This window comes from Nonomuraea sp. B5E05, from assembly GCF_039880665.1.
GTDB lineage: Bacteria > Actinomycetota > Actinomycetes > Streptosporangiales > Streptosporangiaceae > Nonomuraea.
Genome location: NZ_JBDPMJ010000002.1, coordinates 124,731 through 139,667, shown reverse-complemented (window position 1 = coordinate 139,667; position 14,937 = coordinate 124,731). Strand labels below are relative to the sequence as shown.

17 protein-coding genes are annotated in these 14,937 nt (G+C 71.0%); 6 read left to right on the top strand and 11 right to left on the bottom strand.

The window, feature by feature from the left end; genetic code table 11:
* Positions 1 to 45: 45 nt before the first annotated feature.
* Positions 46 to 180 carry a hypothetical protein gene (locus tag ABGB01_RS04095; RefSeq protein WP_347770428.1) on the top strand — a complete coding sequence of 45 codons (135 nt, stop codon included), beginning with the start codon at positions 46 to 48 and terminating at the stop codon, positions 178 to 180.
* On the opposite strand, the gene ABGB01_RS04090 is transcribed toward ABGB01_RS04095, so the two are convergent.
* The 4 genes from ABGB01_RS04090 to ABGB01_RS04075 are packed head-to-tail and all read right to left on the bottom strand — an operon-like array spanning position 177 to position 5,724.
* Positions 177 to 1,970 carry an ATP-binding cassette domain-containing protein gene (locus tag ABGB01_RS04090; RefSeq protein ID WP_347770426.1) on the bottom strand — a complete coding sequence of 598 codons (1,794 nt, stop codon included), beginning with the start codon at positions 1,968 to 1,970 and terminating at the stop codon, positions 177 to 179. The two genes, ABGB01_RS04095 and ABGB01_RS04090, sit on opposite strands and share 4 nt — an antisense overlap.
* Positions 1,967 to 3,769: a thiol reductant ABC exporter subunit CydD gene (gene cydD / locus ABGB01_RS04085; protein WP_347770424.1), complete on the bottom strand. Its 1,803-nt coding sequence runs from the start codon at positions 3,767 to 3,769 to the stop codon at positions 1,967 to 1,969. The genes ABGB01_RS04090 and cydD overlap by 4 nt, the downstream gene beginning before the upstream one ends.
* Positions 3,770 to 3,775: 6 nt before the next feature.
* Complete coding sequence (locus tag ABGB01_RS04080) at positions 3,776 to 4,540, bottom strand: cytochrome d ubiquinol oxidase subunit II (RefSeq protein ID WP_347770422.1); 765 nt, start codon at positions 4,538 to 4,540, stop codon at positions 3,776 to 3,778.
* 14 nt (positions 4,541 to 4,554) lie between these two features.
* Entirely contained in the window at positions 4,555 to 5,724 is a 1,170-nt protein-coding gene (locus ABGB01_RS04075) for a cytochrome ubiquinol oxidase subunit I (RefSeq protein WP_347770420.1), read from the bottom strand.
* A gap of 100 nt (positions 5,725 to 5,824) precedes the next feature.
* On the opposite strand from ABGB01_RS04075, the gene ABGB01_RS04070 reads away from it, so the two are divergent.
* The gene (locus ABGB01_RS04070; RefSeq protein WP_347770418.1) at positions 5,825 to 6,160 is read left to right on the top strand and encodes a helix-turn-helix transcriptional regulator; all 336 of its coding nucleotides are present in this window, start codon (positions 5,825 to 5,827) and stop codon (positions 6,158 to 6,160) included.
* A gap of 13 nt (positions 6,161 to 6,173) precedes the next feature.
* On the opposite strand, the gene ABGB01_RS04065 is transcribed toward ABGB01_RS04070, so the two are convergent.
* Positions 6,174 to 6,842: a permease prefix domain 1-containing protein gene (locus ABGB01_RS04065; protein ID WP_347770416.1), complete on the bottom strand. Its 669-nt coding sequence runs from the start codon at positions 6,840 to 6,842 to the stop codon at positions 6,174 to 6,176.
* A 182-nt stretch (positions 6,843 to 7,024) separates the two neighbouring features.
* Here ABGB01_RS04065 and ABGB01_RS04060 point away from each other — a divergent pair, with 182 nt between their 5' ends.
* Together ABGB01_RS04060 and ABGB01_RS04055 are read left to right on the top strand one after the other, a co-directional pair.
* Positions 7,025 to 7,366, top strand: a complete 342-nt coding sequence (locus tag ABGB01_RS04060; RefSeq protein ID WP_347770414.1) for a metalloregulator ArsR/SmtB family transcription factor — start codon at positions 7,025 to 7,027, stop codon at positions 7,364 to 7,366.
* Complete coding sequence (locus ABGB01_RS04055; RefSeq protein ID WP_347770412.1) at positions 7,344 to 7,793, top strand: SRPBCC domain-containing protein; 450 nt, start codon at positions 7,344 to 7,346, stop codon at positions 7,791 to 7,793. Before ABGB01_RS04060 ends, ABGB01_RS04055 begins: the two co-directional genes overlap by 23 nt.
* A gap of 11 nt (positions 7,794 to 7,804) precedes the next feature.
* On the opposite strand, the gene ABGB01_RS04050 is transcribed toward ABGB01_RS04055, so the two are convergent.
* The 4 genes from ABGB01_RS04050 to ABGB01_RS04035 form a co-directional block, all read right to left on the bottom strand.
* Positions 7,805 to 9,007 carry a pentapeptide repeat-containing protein gene (locus ABGB01_RS04050; RefSeq protein WP_347770410.1) on the bottom strand — a complete coding sequence of 401 codons (1,203 nt, stop codon included), beginning with the start codon at positions 9,005 to 9,007 and terminating at the stop codon, positions 7,805 to 7,807.
* 181 nt (positions 9,008 to 9,188) lie between these two features.
* The gene (locus tag ABGB01_RS04045; protein ID WP_347770408.1) at positions 9,189 to 9,377 is read right to left on the bottom strand and encodes a hypothetical protein; all 189 of its coding nucleotides are present in this window, start codon (positions 9,375 to 9,377) and stop codon (positions 9,189 to 9,191) included.
* Positions 9,378 to 9,544: 167 nt separating this feature from the next.
* Positions 9,545 to 11,200, bottom strand: a complete 1,656-nt coding sequence (locus ABGB01_RS04040) for a CocE/NonD family hydrolase (protein WP_347770406.1) — start codon at positions 11,198 to 11,200, stop codon at positions 9,545 to 9,547.
* 32 nt (positions 11,201 to 11,232) lie between these two features.
* Entirely contained in the window at positions 11,233 to 11,703 is a 471-nt protein-coding gene (locus ABGB01_RS04035; RefSeq protein ID WP_347770404.1) for a hypothetical protein, read from the bottom strand.
* A 51-nt stretch (positions 11,704 to 11,754) separates the two neighbouring features.
* Here ABGB01_RS04035 and ABGB01_RS04030 point away from each other — a divergent pair, with 51 nt between their 5' ends.
* Positions 11,755 to 12,045 carry a hypothetical protein gene (locus ABGB01_RS04030; protein WP_347770402.1) on the top strand — a complete coding sequence of 97 codons (291 nt, stop codon included), beginning with the start codon at positions 11,755 to 11,757 and terminating at the stop codon, positions 12,043 to 12,045.
* Positions 12,046 to 12,114: 69 nt separating this feature from the next.
* Positions 12,115 to 12,489 (top strand): thioredoxin family protein, encoded by a 375-nt coding sequence (locus ABGB01_RS04025; RefSeq protein ID WP_347618937.1) that lies wholly within the window; start codon positions 12,115 to 12,117, stop codon positions 12,487 to 12,489.
* A 48-nt stretch (positions 12,490 to 12,537) separates the two neighbouring features.
* On the opposite strand, the gene ABGB01_RS04020 is transcribed toward ABGB01_RS04025, so the two are convergent.
* On the bottom strand, positions 12,538 to 13,344 hold the full coding sequence (locus tag ABGB01_RS04020) for an SAM-dependent methyltransferase (RefSeq protein WP_347770400.1): 807 nt from the start codon (positions 13,342 to 13,344) through the stop codon (positions 12,538 to 12,540).
* Between the two features lie 186 nt (positions 13,345 to 13,530).
* Positions 13,531 to 14,868 (bottom strand): 3-deoxy-7-phosphoheptulonate synthase class II, encoded by a 1,338-nt coding sequence (locus tag ABGB01_RS04015; protein WP_347770398.1) that lies wholly within the window; start codon positions 14,866 to 14,868, stop codon positions 13,531 to 13,533.
* Between the last annotated feature and the right edge of the window lie 69 nt (positions 14,869 to 14,937).

Genomic DNA, 14,937 nt, shown 5'->3' with positions numbered 1-14,937 from the left:
CCCATCCGGCGGCCACCGCCGCGACCTCGGGTCCAGACGGCCAGCATGACCACCGAGAGCAGGTCGGGGCTGGTGCCCGGCTGCTCGCGGTCCATGGCGACGGCGATGCTCAACCCGATCAGCGCGCCGGACATCGCGCCGAAGAACATCAGCGACGCTTTCGCAGTGATGCCGGCCTAACGCCTGGTCAGGACCTCGGACTCCCACAGATCCCGGTAGTAGCCGGGCACGGAGAGCAGCTCCTCATGGCGGCCTCGCTGGACGACGCGGCCCTCGTCGAGCACGACGACCTCGTCGACCGTCTCCAGGCCCTTGAGCCGATGCGTCACGAGCAGCGTGGTGCGGTCCCTGGTCGCGTCGAGCAGGTCGGCCATGAGCCGGTCGGCCGTCTCCTCGTCGAGCGCCTCAGCGGGCTCGTCGAGCAGCAGCACGGGAGGGTCGTACAACAACGCCCTGGCCAGGGCCAGCCGCTGCAACTGCCCGCCGGACACGGTCCTGCCGTCCTCGCCCAGCTCCGTGTCCCAGCCGGTGCGCTCGACCCACGCCTCGAGCCTGGCATCGCGTACGGCGCGCCGCAGGTCCTCGTCGCCCGCCTCGGGGCCCGCCAGACGCAGGTTGTCGCGCAGGCCGGCACGGAAGATGTAGGGGTCCTGGGTGAGCCCCGTCATCAGCGTCCGCACGTCGTCGCCGGTGAATTCGCGCAGGTCGGTGCCGTTCACCGTGATCGTGCCGGACACCGGCTCCACCAGGCGCATCAGGGCGGCCAGCAACGTGCTCTTCCCCGCCCCGCTCGGCCCGACGACCGCGACCCGCTTGCCGGGCGTGAGCCGCAACGACACCCCGTCCAGCGCCGGCCGGCCGCCATCGCCGCCCGTCCCCCCGGGACCGGCCGTCTGACGGGCGCGTTCACCGGATGCCGGCGCGGCGCCGCCCTCGCCGAGCGCCGACGACGGGACGCCGGCCGGGGACGCCTCCCTGACGGCGTGGCGTACCACCAGGCCGTCGATCTCCACGGTCAGGGGGCCGCCGGGCACCGGCGCGGGTGCGGCGGGCTCGCCGACCGCCGGTTCGGCGGAGCGGACCTCGCGCAGCCGCCGCAGCGCGGCCGTGATGCCCGCCATGCGCTCGCCCGCGGCCGCCAGGGGCAGCACCGGCTCGAAGGCCACCAGGGACGTCAGCGCCAGCACGGCCGTCCCGACGGAGCCGGCTCCCGCGCCCTGCGCGAGCAGGACGACGGCCGCCACCGTCAGCCCCTGCACCAGGGTGCCCCCGGCCAGGGCGGCGGCATGGACGCGGGCCTGGCGGCGTTCGAGTGCGGCCAGGGACTCGTCCGCGGCCAGGGCCCTGGCCAGCGCCGCGTCGTCGGCGCCGTACGCGGCCAGGTCGGCGGCGCCGTGGACGAGGTCCGCCACCCGTCCCGCCAGCGCCGCCCTCGCCGGGGCGATCCTGGCCGACCAGCGGCGGGCGGCGGCGGCCGTGCCCGCGGGCAGGACCACGCCGGCCAGCACGAGGCCGGCCACCAGCACCAGCGCCGCCGCCGGCAGGATGGTCAGCCCGATGACGACGGCGGCCAGCCCGGCCATCGCCGCCGCGGCGGCCGGGAGCAGGCAGCGGACCAGCAGGTCCTGCACGGCCTCGGTGTCGTCGACCATGCGGCTGAGCAGGTCGGCGCCGCCGTGCCGGGGGCGCTGCGGCGGGATCAGGGCCTGGTAGAGCCGCTCACGGGTGCCCGCCTGGGCGCGGAGCGCGACGTCGTGACCTGTGAGCCGTTCGGCGTAGCGGAAGACGCCCTTTCCGGTGGCGAACGCCCTGGTCGCCACGATCGCCACGCTCAACGCGGCCAGCGGCGGCTGCTCGGCCGCCCTGGTGATCAGCCACGCGGCGGCGGCGATCAGCCCGAGCCCCGCCAGGTCGGCCGCCGACCCGGCAAGTACGGCCCAGACGAGCCGCGTCCCCATACGCCGGTTCATCGCCCGCTCCCCTCGCGCCGCACGTCCGCCACCCGCCGGCCACCCCGAGCCGCCTCGGACGGGGTGCCGGGTGGGTGTGGCGTCCCGTCCGAGGCCGGAGGAGCCGTCCCGGCGGGGCGGGTGGTGTCGGAGACGATGCGGCCCTCGTGGACGCGCACGACACGGTCGGCGAGGTCGATCATCGCGGGGCGGTGCGCCACGATGACGGCCGTACGGTCCCGGGCGAGGTCAGCGGTCGCCGCCACCACGGCGGCCTCGCTCCGCCCGTCCAGGCGGGCCGTGGGCTCGTCGAGCAGCAGCACCGAGGCGTCAGGACGGCAGAAGGCCCGCGCCAGCGCGATCCGCTGCCGCTGGCCCGCCGAGAAGTCGGCCCCGCGCTCGCCGACCACGGTGTCGAACCCCTGCGGCAGGTCGGCCACGAAGCCGGCGTGCGCGGCCGCCGCGGCCCTGCGTACCTCTTCGAGGGAGGCCGACGGCGCGCCGAGCCGGATGTTGCCGGCCACGGTGGTGGCGAACAGGTGCGGCCGCTGCGCCACGAACGCCAGCCGCGCCCGCCAGCTCGCCAGGTCGAGCTCGCGCAGGTCCGTGCCGTCGACGAGCACCCGCCCCTCGGACGGATGGACGAAGCCGAGGATGAGGTGGAGCAGCGTGCTCTTGCCCCCGCCGCTCTCGCCGACCAGGGCGACCCGCTCGCACGGGCCGATGGTGAGGGAGACGTCGTCGAGCGCGGCGCCGTCCCGGCCCGGGTAGCGGACGGTCACGTTCTCCAGCCGGATCTCCGGCGCGCCCGCCGCCGCTGGAAGAGACCCGGACTCGGGCGTGCCCGTCTCCGGGGACGCTGCCGGGCGGTGGACGGGGTCGCCGGAGGCGGAACGGTCGAGCACGGCGAAGGCCGCGTCGGCGGCGGCCACACCTTCCATGGACGCGTGGAAGCGCGTCCCCATCGCCCGCAGCGGCAGGTACGCCTCCGGCGCCAGCAGCAGCACCAGCAGCGCCGTCGTCAGGTCCAGCGACCCGCCCAGCAGCCGCAGCCCGATCGGCACCGCGACCAGCGCCAGCGACAGCGACGCGCACAGCTCCAGGACCAGCGACGACAGGAACGCCACCCGCAACGTCCGCATGGTGGCGCTCCGGTGGGTGTCGGCGACCTGCCGGATGACGCCCGCCTGGTAGCGGGCCCGGCCGAACGCCCGCAGGGTGGGCAGCCCGCGCACCACGTCGAGGAAGTGGCCGCCGAGCCGCGACAACGCGAGGTACTGGCGCTCGGTGACCGCCTTGGTCGTCATGCCCACCAGCGCCCCGAAGATGGGGATCAGCGGCAGCGTGACCAGCACGATGACCGCGCTGGCGAGGTCGGCGGCGAACAGCCGGACGAGCACGGCCACGGGCACCACCGCGGCGACCGCGATGGCGGGCAGGTAGCCGGTCAGGTAGGCGTCGAGCCCGTCGAGGCCGCGCCCGGCGAGCGTGACCAGCTCGCCGGAGCGGTGCGCGGCGAGCCTGCCCGGCCCCAGGTCGCGCAGGCGCGCGAGCAGCCGGTGGCGCAGCGCCGACTTCACGCCGGTCGCGGTGCGCCCGGCGAAGACGCCCTGCGACCAGGCCAGCAGCGCGCGTACGCACACCACCGCCGCCAGGACGGCCAGCGCGGCGGCCGTGAACCTGCCGGACAGCACCCCGGCGAGCAGTTCGGCCTGCACCAGCACGAGCAGCCCCGCCAGCACGGCCGCGGCCATGGTGACGGCGAGATGGCGGCGGACCGAGTGCTCGGCCCGCATGAGCCGCAGGAGATCCTTGTGCACGTGCCCTCAGAAGAACGATGGGAACCGGAAGGCGTCCTTACCCGGACGGAAAGTCCGCCATACCCATATTTGCGCGCCGAGCATGATGGGTGCGAACGGCAGCACCATGAGACTGAGCACATTCAGGGTGGCGGGGGGCGCGCTGTGCCCCAGCAGGTACGGCATCGCGCCCGCCAGCACCCCCAGCGCGGGGATCGCGGCGACCAGTCCCGTTCCCAGCAGGGCCCGTCCCGACCGCGTGCCGCCGAACTCGCCCGGCGTGCGCCAGGCGAGGAACGTCCATCCGTGCAGGGCGAACAGCAGCGTCATCACCACGCCCAGCAGCACACCGAGGGGGTGGACGGGCGGCGAGGCGAACCCGGTGGCCGCCGCGTACAGCGCCATTCCCCAGCCGAACGAGAGCCCCAAGGACCCGAACGCGATCGCCGCGTCCCAGAAGCCCCGCCACGCGGAGCCGTCGAGCCTGCGCCGGAACCACAGCCCGGCGTCACGCACGATCCAGCTCAGCAGCATGGCCACGACCAGCGGGTACAGCCCGAACAGCACCTCGCCTTCCAGAAGTGGGTAGACCCCGAACAGGGTCCCGGCGACGGCGACCAGCCACACCTCGTTGGCCAGCACGTACGGGGCCACGGCGGCCACCATGCGGTCCCGGGTCTCCCGCGTCCTGCCGAGGACCGGCAGCAGCAGCCCCACGCCCAGGTCGAACCCTTCGAGGGCGAAATAGCCGGCCAGCAGCACCGTGAAGAAGACGAACCAGATCACTTCCATGGGTCACGCACTCCTCAGTAGCTCAGCGCGGGGGATCGCGGCTCGTCCGCCGCGGCGGCGCCCAGGGCGGGTTCGCGCGGTCCCCGCCTGACGATTCGGGCGATGAGGACGTAGTCGACGACGGCCAGCAGCCCCAGCACGGCGGTGAAGGCGATGAGCGAGGCCGTGACCATGCCCGAGGTCAGGCCGGGCGACATGGCGTCGGCCACGGTGAGCCGCTCCCAGATCATCCAGGGCTGACGCCCGACCTCCCTGGCCGCCCAGCCCAGGATCGACACGATGAACGGCAGCGGCGTCATCAGCATCAGGATCGGGTGGGTCCAGCGCCACTTGTGCAGCACGCCGGCCATCGGCAACATCCCGAGGAGCACGACCAGCGCGAGCAGATGCCCGCCCTCCATCATGAGAGCGAGCGGCAGCGCGGCGCCCACGTTGCCGTCGAACTTGCCCTCAGCGACCCCGCCGAACTGCGCGTAGCCGAAGCCCAGCGTCACGAGGATCCCGATGGCCGCGGTGTACACGCCCATGCGCATCGACCGGGTGAAGAACTCCAGCTCCCTGGTACGGCGCCGCAGCTGGTACGCGCTCGCGCCCACCAGCACCATGCCCCCGGTGAACAGCCCGGCGCCGAGCACGTGCGGGAAGGCGAAGATCAGCGCCTTGTTGGTGAGCAGGGCGCCGAAGTCGGTCAGCACCATCCGGCCGCCGCTCACCACGGAGCCCGCCGGGTTCTGCAGGAAGGAGTTGGCCACCATGATGAAGAAAGCGCTCGCGTACGCCGTCAGCGTGACGAGCCAGATGCACGCCACGTGCGCCCATGTGGGCAGCCGGCCCCACCCGAAGATCCACAGCCCCAGGAACGTGGATTCCAGGAAGAACGCCACGAGGGTCTCCATGGCCAGCGGCGCGCCGAACACGTCGCCCGCGTAGTGGGCCAGCCCGCTCCACGCGAGCCCGAACTGGAACTCCATCACCAGCCCGGTCACAATGCCCAGCGCGTAGTTGACGACATAGATCTGCCCCCAGAAGCGCGTCATTCCCTCGTGCACCGGCCTGCCGGAGATCGCCCATCGCGTGTGCATGATCGCCACAAGTGGCGCCAGTCCCAGCGTGAGCACGACGAACAGGAAGTGCAGGCTGCCCGTCACCGCGAACTGCGTGCGGGCCAGGTCGAGTACATCCATCACGACTCCGTTGTTGTGCCTGTCTACTCTAGACAGCCTACATATAGACAGCCTACAGGTAGGCTGTCTATATGCGAGACGGATGTCTAGGATCGGAACCATGAACCCGGACGCGCTACGCGGACACATGGACGCGCTGCTGCTCTCCGTGCTGGAGCGGGAGCCGCTGCACGGCTACGCCATCATCGAGGCGCTGCAGGAACGCAGCGGAGGCGCGCTCAACGTGCCGACCGGCACCGTCTATCCCGCGCTGCGCAGGCTGGAGCGCATCGGCTACCTCGCCAGCGAGTGGGCGACCGTCGGCGGCCGCAAACGCCGCACCTACCGGCTCACCGGCGCGGGCAGGAAGCAGCTCGAGGGCGAGCGCTCGGCCTGGCGGGAGTTCACGAACGTGATCGGCAGCGTCCTGCGCGCGAACGCCGTCGCGCCAGGGTGAGAGAGGGCGCCCGTCAGGCGGGCGCCCGCGAGGCGCGGGTGATGCGCATGCACCGGGCGGCACAATAGATCTGCATCCCCCACACGGCCCAGGTCACCAGGTTGGCGAGCATGGCGGGCAGGGCGTCGAGGCTGTTGGGGTCTTTCGTGCCGTAGGAGAGCACCAGCCCCAGGCCGCCGGTGATCGGCAGCGACGCCCACACGATCCACCCCAGTGACCGCGTCACGAGCCGGGGCCGGTGGATCCACCGGGCGCCCCTGCTCAGCGCGAGGAGCGCGATCCCGCCGTACGCGCCCGTGGCCAGCTGGACGCCGTCGAGCAGCTGCGAGGCCGTGTGGTACCACTCCGGCTGGTACGCCCAGGTGTCGTCGCTGGGTGGGTAGACGCGCCACAGCAGAGACCACATGAGCACCGTGATCGGCAGGCCGGTGAACAGCAGGACGCCGAGCCGCCGGCCGGCGGAGGCGGTCAGCTCGGCCTGGTAGCCGGGAGCGATCCTGGCGATCTCCCCGAACTCGGCCACCGCGATCCGCTCCGCCTCGGCCCGGTCCAGGCCCTCCGACTCCAGCGCGTCGGCCGTGTCGGTCAGGCTGTCGCGCGCTTCGACGACCAGGTCCCGCTTCGGGCCGTGCGGGCCGGCCAGGGCGCGGTCGAGATCGGCCACGTAGTCGTCGATACGCATGAGGTCAAGTCTAGGGAGTGTGAACCCGGAGGCCCATCCGGGATTTCCCCGATGTTGCGCGGGTGGGCTTGATATGTAGGAAAAATCCTACGTATAGTGTCCGACATGATGATCTCTCTCGTCCACACGGTCACCGTGCCCGTCGCCGACCCGGACGGCAACGGCTTCGTGGCCGTCCAGGCATGACGCCCGACCACGTGTTCACCGCGCTGGCCAGCCCGGCCAGGCGCGAGCTGCTCCGCCTGCTGCGCGACGAGGGTGCGCAGCCCGCGGGCCGGCTGGCCGAGCGGTTCGACATGAGCAGGCCCAGCGTGTCGGAGCACCTGCGGGTGCTCAGGGACGCGGGGCTGGTGTCGGAGACGCGCAAGGGGCGCGAGCGGCACTACCGGCTGGAGGCGGCGCCGCTCATGGAGATCCGCGACTGGCTCAGCCCGTACGAACGGTTCTGGCGGGAGAGGCTCGCCACCCTCACGACCGTGCTCAACGAGATGGAGGACGACGATGCCCCACGACACGACGGCTGACGACCTGCGCGCGATCAGGGTCGACCAGTTCATCGCGCACCCGCCCGCGAAGGTGTGGCGGGCGCTGACCGAGCCCGAGCTGGTCGCCCGCTGGCTCATGCCCAACGACTTCAAGCCGCAGGTCGGGCATCGGTTCACGTTCACCACGGAACCCAAGAAGCAGGTGGGCTTCGACGGCGTCGTCCACTGCGAGGTGCTGGAGATCCAGCGGGAGCGGCTGCTGAAGATCAGCTGGAGCGACGGCAAGCTCGCCGACTGGACGGTCACCTGGCGGCTCGTGCCCGAGGGCAGGGGCACGCGGCTGTTCCTCGACCATGAGGGCTTCGAGCCGGACGACGAGCTGCAGCAGCTGTCGCGCCGGATCATGGGCGGCGGCTGGCGCAACGCCGTCTTCCGGGCCATCGCCGCCGTCGTGGACGGGCTCTGAGGGGCCGCGCCCTACGACCACCAGCGGTGGCCGGCCAGGCGGCGCATCTCCACGGCGGCGGAGGCGAAGTCGGCGGAGGTGACGTGGTCGCCCTGGGACAGCCCGGCGTAGAGGGCGGCCAGGTGGGCCGGCGTCGCGGCGGGATCCTCCGGCTCCGCGCGCATGGTGTGTTCGTCGGCCAGCGCGTGGCGGCGGGAGAACCAGCGCACCATCGGCCGGCGCAGGCTCACCCGCACGCCGCGCGAGGTGAGCGCGAACACGCAGTCCTTGACCCGCACCCCCGAGGGATGGGCCAGACCGGCGAACCGGCACGCCGACAGGTCCAGCCCCGACAGCGCCAGGTCGCCGGCGTCCACACGGCGCAGCGAGGTCAGCGTGGACCTGCCCTTGCCCGTCACGACAGCGGGGCCGCGCAGCACCGCGCCCTCCAGGTCGGCCTGCGAGTCGGTCAGCCGCAGCGTCGTCGGGCCCGACACCGACACTCCGCGCAGGTCCACGCCGCAGCGGGCGACGACCACGTCGAGCAGGCCGTCCGCGCGGGCCCTGGCCGCCGAGAGCCGGCCGGTGGCCGACAGGTACGCGTCCGCCGCGAAGTGGGCGGCGTCGAACCCGGCGTTCCCCATGACCTTGCGGAACGAGAGCGTGCGGCCGAAGCGCGTCCCCCTGAAGGCGGCCCCGCCGCCGAGCCGGGCGCCGTCGAAGGCGGCGTACCCGTCGAACCTGGCCCGCTCGCACGACAGCCCGTGACCGAACACGGCCTGGCTGAACAGCGCGTCGCGGGACATCAGCGACCGGTCGAGCGAGACGTGCCCGCGCACGGTGACGCCGTGGAAGGAGAGCTCGCGGGTGAACCTGGCGCCGGCCAGCGACACGTTGCCCTCGAACCGGGCGCCGAAGAACGAGGCCAGCCGGTCGAACCTGGCCTCGTCGAGCGACACGTCGCCCGCGAACGTCACGCCCGGCAGCCGGACGTCGCCGGTGAACCGGGCGCGGTCGAAGCGTGCCCGGCCCGGCCTGCCGCCGGCGGCCTCCATGACCTGGGCCAGCAGGTCGCCGCTGACGGTCGTGCCGCGCAGGTCGAGCAGGCGGCCGGGGCGCAGCTCGCCCAGTGCTTCGGACAGGCGCTCAGGGGAGAGGTGGGCGAGGCAGTGGCCGGCCGGAGGGACGGCGACCCCGGTGCAGCTGACGGAATGCGCGCAGGTGACCCAGTCCATGACGTCGTCATACCCGCGACGGCGCATGTCAAGGTTCGATGATTTAACATTCTATCCACTTTTATGTGGAAAAATGCGGACCAATTTACCTCTATTATGCCGGGCACGCGCGCATTATCCCGTGCATCCCTGACCGTCCTGATCGTGGCGGCCATGCGCGCGACCCTCCTCGCCGCGCCGGTCACCACTGGCTCCACGTCGGCCTCGGAAACTCCGACGACTTCGCCACCGAAGCCATCGCCGCCATCACCCGCATCACCAACGGCAACTTCGCCTCACCACCCGCCTGGTCGACCAGATCGAACGAGTCCTGGAAATCAACCAGCTGAGCACCGTCACCAAAGTCGTCGTCGGAATCATGTGAGGCCACCAACCTTCAACAGCCGAGATCCACCAGCTACAACACCGCGTTGGGCGGCCTCCGGGCAGAGTGGGCCGCCCAACGGCGTTATCAACGAACTTTCCGGCACAACTTCGCTCGGCCCGCGAACGCCAAGTCCGCCGGGTAACTCACGCCATCAAAGTCACAGCCGGACATCAGTCGATCAGTGGTAGCACGATCGCCGACGGGTGGTCGCGGTCGTGGAGGATCTCCTGATCCGCCGCTCGCGTGATGGTCGCGGTGGCGACCGGCTCACCGGTGCCCAGGTTCCGGGTGAAACGGGGGTGTGCGCCGCTGGATACCTGCAGCCTGATCCGGTGGCCGCGGGCGAAGCTGTAAGCGGTGCCCATCAGGCTGATCCTCAGACGGCGGACGCCGTCGGCAGCGAGCGCGGGAGAGCCGGGGTGCAGGCGAAGGAGCCCGTCGCAGATGTTGGTCGAGCGGCCGTTGGGGGCGACGTCGCACAAGCGGGCGAAGAAGTCGGTGTGCTCCAGGCTGGAGCGGACGAAGAGATCAGCCTCGACCCACCCGATGATCTTCAGGTCGTGCTCTAGGACCTCGGTGGTGAAGGTGAGAACGTCGGGGCGGGCTTCGAGCGTGCGGTTGTCCTTCGGCCCGCAGCGCCAAGGGAGATTGGGGAAAGCGCCGCCCACATTGGGCGTGGGGTCGGCGGGATCGTATCGGTAGTGGGAGGGGCTGGAAGCGACGGAGTCATCCGGGTCGGGGGTGAGGTAGCCGCCCTGGCGGAGGTACCAGGGGGTGGGCAGGGAGTCCGGCGGTGGCCAGTCAGTCAGATCGGCCCAGTGGTTGGCACCCATGATGTACACCCGCACCGGCGTGTCGGGGAGCGGGACGCCGGATCCCCGCCCGTGGGCCGCGAGCCAGGGGAACTGCTCCCGTGACGCAGCCCCGTTCTGTCCTGAGGAGTGGCCGCCTGGGCCGACCAGCAGGCGGACCGGCCGGCCGGCGCGACGGAGCGCCACGTAGTCGGTGAGGGTCGTGCTGACGAAGAAGTCGTACCAGCCCGTGGACAGATGAGTTGGGGGCAGGTTGTCCGCACAGTCGCGGAAATCGACCTCCTTGGTGTAGCCGTCGTGCCCGTCGCTGGACACCCAGCGCTGGTAGTAGTGCACCTGCTTTCCCAGGGCGATCCGGTCGGACGTGCCCATCGGCAGGTGGTCTTCGGCCGTACGCAGTGGCCGGGGGCGGATGAGGGCCCGCAGCGACTCGGACGCCGACGTGCCCGCCCTGGTGACCGGAGCGATGGCATAGATCCAGTACAGGGCGTTGCCGATGGAGAAGGCCCCGTTGGGATGTGTCCAGCCGCTCGCCCAGTCCGATGGGGCGACGCCGATGACGGCGGCTTTCCACTCTGGGATGCGGGAGCGGGCCAGCGCCCACTGCACGTAACCGACGTAGCTCTGGCCGTAGGTGGCGAAGGCGCCGGGGAACCATGGCTGCTGCCGCAGCCATTCGATGGTGGCCAGCCCGTCGGCCGCCTCGGCGGCGCCCGGCTCGAAATCTCCTCCCGAGTCGAACGTTCCCCGCGTGCTCTGCACCACCACCTGGTAGCCGCGCTCGGCGATCGCGCGTGCGATCGTGCCCCAGCCCTGGACGGCGCGGCTTCGGCCGTACGGCGTGCGGATGAGTACGAGCATCGCCCGGGGGGCACCTCGAGGGTAGTAGCGGTCCGCCGCCAGCTCCACACCGTCGCGCATCGCCACGCGCAGGCCTTTGTCGACCGCGATGTCCGTGGACGTGGCCGGCGGTAGGCCCATGATCAGGGCCAGCAGCCGGGTAGCAAGGCTCATCTGCGTATCCTTAGGAGTGTCCGCGGAAGCTGTCAGTGATCGGCCGAGGGCCGGGAGTTCTTCTCCTTGTCCCACTGGTCGAGCAGCCTGGGAAACTCCCGCGCCATGAACGCGTACCTGTCCCGCATCAGCTCCAGCCGGGCCCGGGCAACGAGGTGGTGGCCGACCGCGCTGATGCCTTGCCCGGCCATCTCGGTGAAGGCCGTGAACTCCGCCATCTTCGCGCGGAACGCGCGCCCGAAGACGTCGTCGGCCAGCCGATGGTGATCCCGGCGCCCCCGCACGGGCCGGTAGCGCTCGGCGAACCCGCTCTGCTCGAGTTGGCGCAGGGCCACGCTCATACTGCTCTTGGCCACCCCCAGTCGTTCGCACAGGCTCGGAGCGTCGGCGGCTTGGCCCGTGTCGGCCGGCAGGCATCCGATGATCCTGCCGGACGTACGGCTGAGCCCCAGCCGCCCGAAGTACGGGCCCGCGTTCTCGATGAACTCTTCGGTACTCGCCATAACGTCATCCTAATTGTTCGGAATGTTCCGAACAATTAGGATGATCGCATATTGCGCATGGTGCCCCTCGGCCGGTTCGGGCACCGGGCTGAGGACCCGGCCTTCAGCCACATCTGGGACCGGGCGGGCAAGGAGATCGAGCGGGTCATGCTGCCCCTCACGTTCGTGGGCGGCGACTTCAACACCCATAGGCGGGACCTGCTCGGCCTGCCTCTCGAGCCGGTTCACTCGACGGGGCGCGACGCCGTGCTGCACAGTGAAGGGGCGCGTGCGGTGACGCTGAAGACCGTCGAGACCGTCTCCGACCACCCCGCCCTGGTGGTGGAGTTCGCTCTGGCGTAGAGCCGGAATCACCGGGCAGGGTAATGAGTTCTAACCGTCACAGACGTACCGACGAACGAGGAGCCTTTTGTGGCGACCATCGAAGTGACCGAGAAGACCTTCAACGACATCGCCGACAAGGGGATCGTCCTGCTCGATTTCTGGGCCGAGTGGTGCCCTCCGTGCAAGAAGTTCGGACCGATCTTCGAACAGGCGTCGGAGAAGCACGACGACATCACGTTCGGGAAGATCGACACTGACGCGGAGCAGGGGCTCGCGCAGGGGTTCGACATCACCTCGATCCCCACGCTGATGGCCATCCGCGACGGCATCGTGGTCTTCGCCCAGGCGGGCGCCATCCCGGCTCCCGCGCTGGAAGACCTGATCAGGCAGGTTCGGGCGCTCGACATGGACGCCATCAGGGCGGAGCTCAACGAAGAACTGAAGAACGCCCAGAAGAACTGACCCTGGCGAGCCCCGCCGATATCGGCGGGGCTCTCGCGCGCCGGCCGCCTAGGGCTTGCGGCCGACTCCGACGTACCCGAAGGTGATGCCCTTGCCCGGGTCGCCCGGGTCGTCCGTGCGCCAGTCGTACGGGTGCACCAGCCCGGGCTCGGCCAGCTCATAACCGTCGAAGAAGCGCAGGATGTCCTCGCGGGTGCGCAGGTTGAGCGCGGCCGTGGCCCTGCGGTAGACCTCCAGGGCCTGCGGGGTGACGTCGGGCGTGGGGTCCACGGCGTGGCTGATGACCAGGTGACTGCCGGGCGCGCTCGCGTCCCGCAGTTTCGCCACCACCTCGTGGGCGAGCTCGTCGGGGACGAAGTGCAGCACGGTCAGCATCAGGAACGCCACCGGCCGGTCGAAGTCGACCAGGCCGTCCAGGCTGTCCAGCAGCGCCTCCGGCTGGCGTACGTCGGCCTGGAGGAAGTCCACGTCGTCGCGGCGGGCCAGCAGCGCCCTGCCGTGCACGCACACCACGGCGTCGTAGTCGACGTACACGACGCGCGCCTCCGGGGCGATCTCGTGCGTGTTGCCCTGGGTCGGCAGGCCGGCTCCGAGGTCCACGATCTGCCGCGCCCCCTCGTCCACGAGATGGCGTACGGCGCGGCGCAGGAACGCCCGGTTCGAGCGGGCGGCCTCCTTGGTATGGGGGAAGTTCTTGAGGATCTGCTCCGCCGCTGCACGGTCGGCCGCGAAATTGTCCTTGCCGTCGAGAAAGTAGTCATACATTCGCGCGACGTTAGGGACGTTGGGGTCGACCCCCTCGGGGGCATCATCCACGTTTTTCTCCCGAAATTTCGCCCTGTTTGCGGCGATCATAGCGGGGTAAACGCCCGAAATCTCCGGAAAACGGGATGACAGAGAGCGTTATTGAGACGTAAGTCACGTTCTGTGACTGGCATGCCCGGCACGGTGGCAGGCGAAAGCCCGGCCGCCCCCACGAGGGGACGGCCGGGCCGTTCGTGTCCGGTGCGGAAAGAGGGCCGCCGGACGCGTGGTCAGGGGTCAGCCGCGGTAGAGCTCGGCCACCTCGAAGGCGAGGTCGAGCGACTGGCTGCGGTTGAGCCGCGGGTCGCAGGCCGTTTCGTAGCGCGTGGCGAGGTCGGTCTCGCCGATCTCGTGGCCCCCGCCCACGCATTCGGTCACGTCGTCGCCCGTGAACTCGATGTGGATGCCGCCGGGATGCGTGCCGAGCGACCTGTGCACCTCGAAGAAGCCGGCCACCTCGTCGAGCACGTCGTCGACCCGCCGCGTCTTGTGGCCGCTCGGCGCCTCGAAGGTGTTGCCGTGCATCGGGTCGCAGATCCAGGCCACCCGGGCTCCCGTCGCGCTGACCTCCTTGACCAGCGCGGGAAGGGACTCGCGGATCTTGGAGGCGCCCATCCGGGTGATGAACGTGAGCCGTCCCGCCTCGTTGCCGGGATTGAGCTTCTCGACGAGCGAGACGGCCTCCTCGGGCGTGGTCGTGGGGCCGAGCTTGACGCCGATCGGGTTGCGGATGCGCGAGAAGAAGTCGACGTGCGCGCCGTCGAGCTGGCGGGTGCGCTCGCCGATCCAGACCATGTGCGCCGACACGTCGTAGGGCAGCCCGGTGCGGGAGTCGATGCGGGTGAGCGCCCGGTCGTAGTCGAGGATGAGCGCCTCGTGCGAGGAGTAGAACTCCACCGTGTGGAACTCCTCGGGATCGGCCCCGCAGGCCCGCATGAACGCCAGCGCCTGGTCGATCTCCCTGGCCAGCTTCTCATAGCGGCGCCCGGCCGGTGACTCGGCGACGAAGTCCTGGTTCCAGGCGTGCACCTGGCGCAGGTCGGCGTAGCCGCCCTTGGTGAACGCGCGCGCGAGATTGAGCGTCACGGCCGAGGAGTGGTAGGCCTTGAGCAGCCGCCACGGGTCGGGCCTGCGGGCCTCGGGGGTGAACTCGACGCCGTTGACCATGTCGCCACGGTAGGCGGGCAGCTCCACGCCGTCGCGGACCTCGGTGCCCTTGGAGCGGGGCTTGGCGAACTGCCCGGCGACCCGGCCGATCTTCACGACCGGCACCTTGCCCGCGTAGGTCAGCACGATCGCCATCTGCAGCAGCGTCTTGAGTTTGTTGCGCACGTTGTCGGCGGTGGCGCCGGCGAAGGTCTCGGCGCAGTCGCCGCCCTGCAGGACGAAGGCCTCGCCACGGGCCACGGCGGCCAGCTGGTCCTTCAGCTGGTCGCACTCGCCCGCGAAGACGAGTGGGGGCAGGCCGCCGAGCTCGGCGACGACCTTGTCGAGCTCACCGGGGTCGGGCCAGTCGGGCTGCTGCGCCGCGGGGAGGGCTCGCCAGGAATCGAGATCCACGAGATTGCTGCTCACGAGATACGAGGGTATTCCACTGCGTCGGCCCCACCGACCCCATTGTCCACGTTGTGAGAAGGCAGTTAT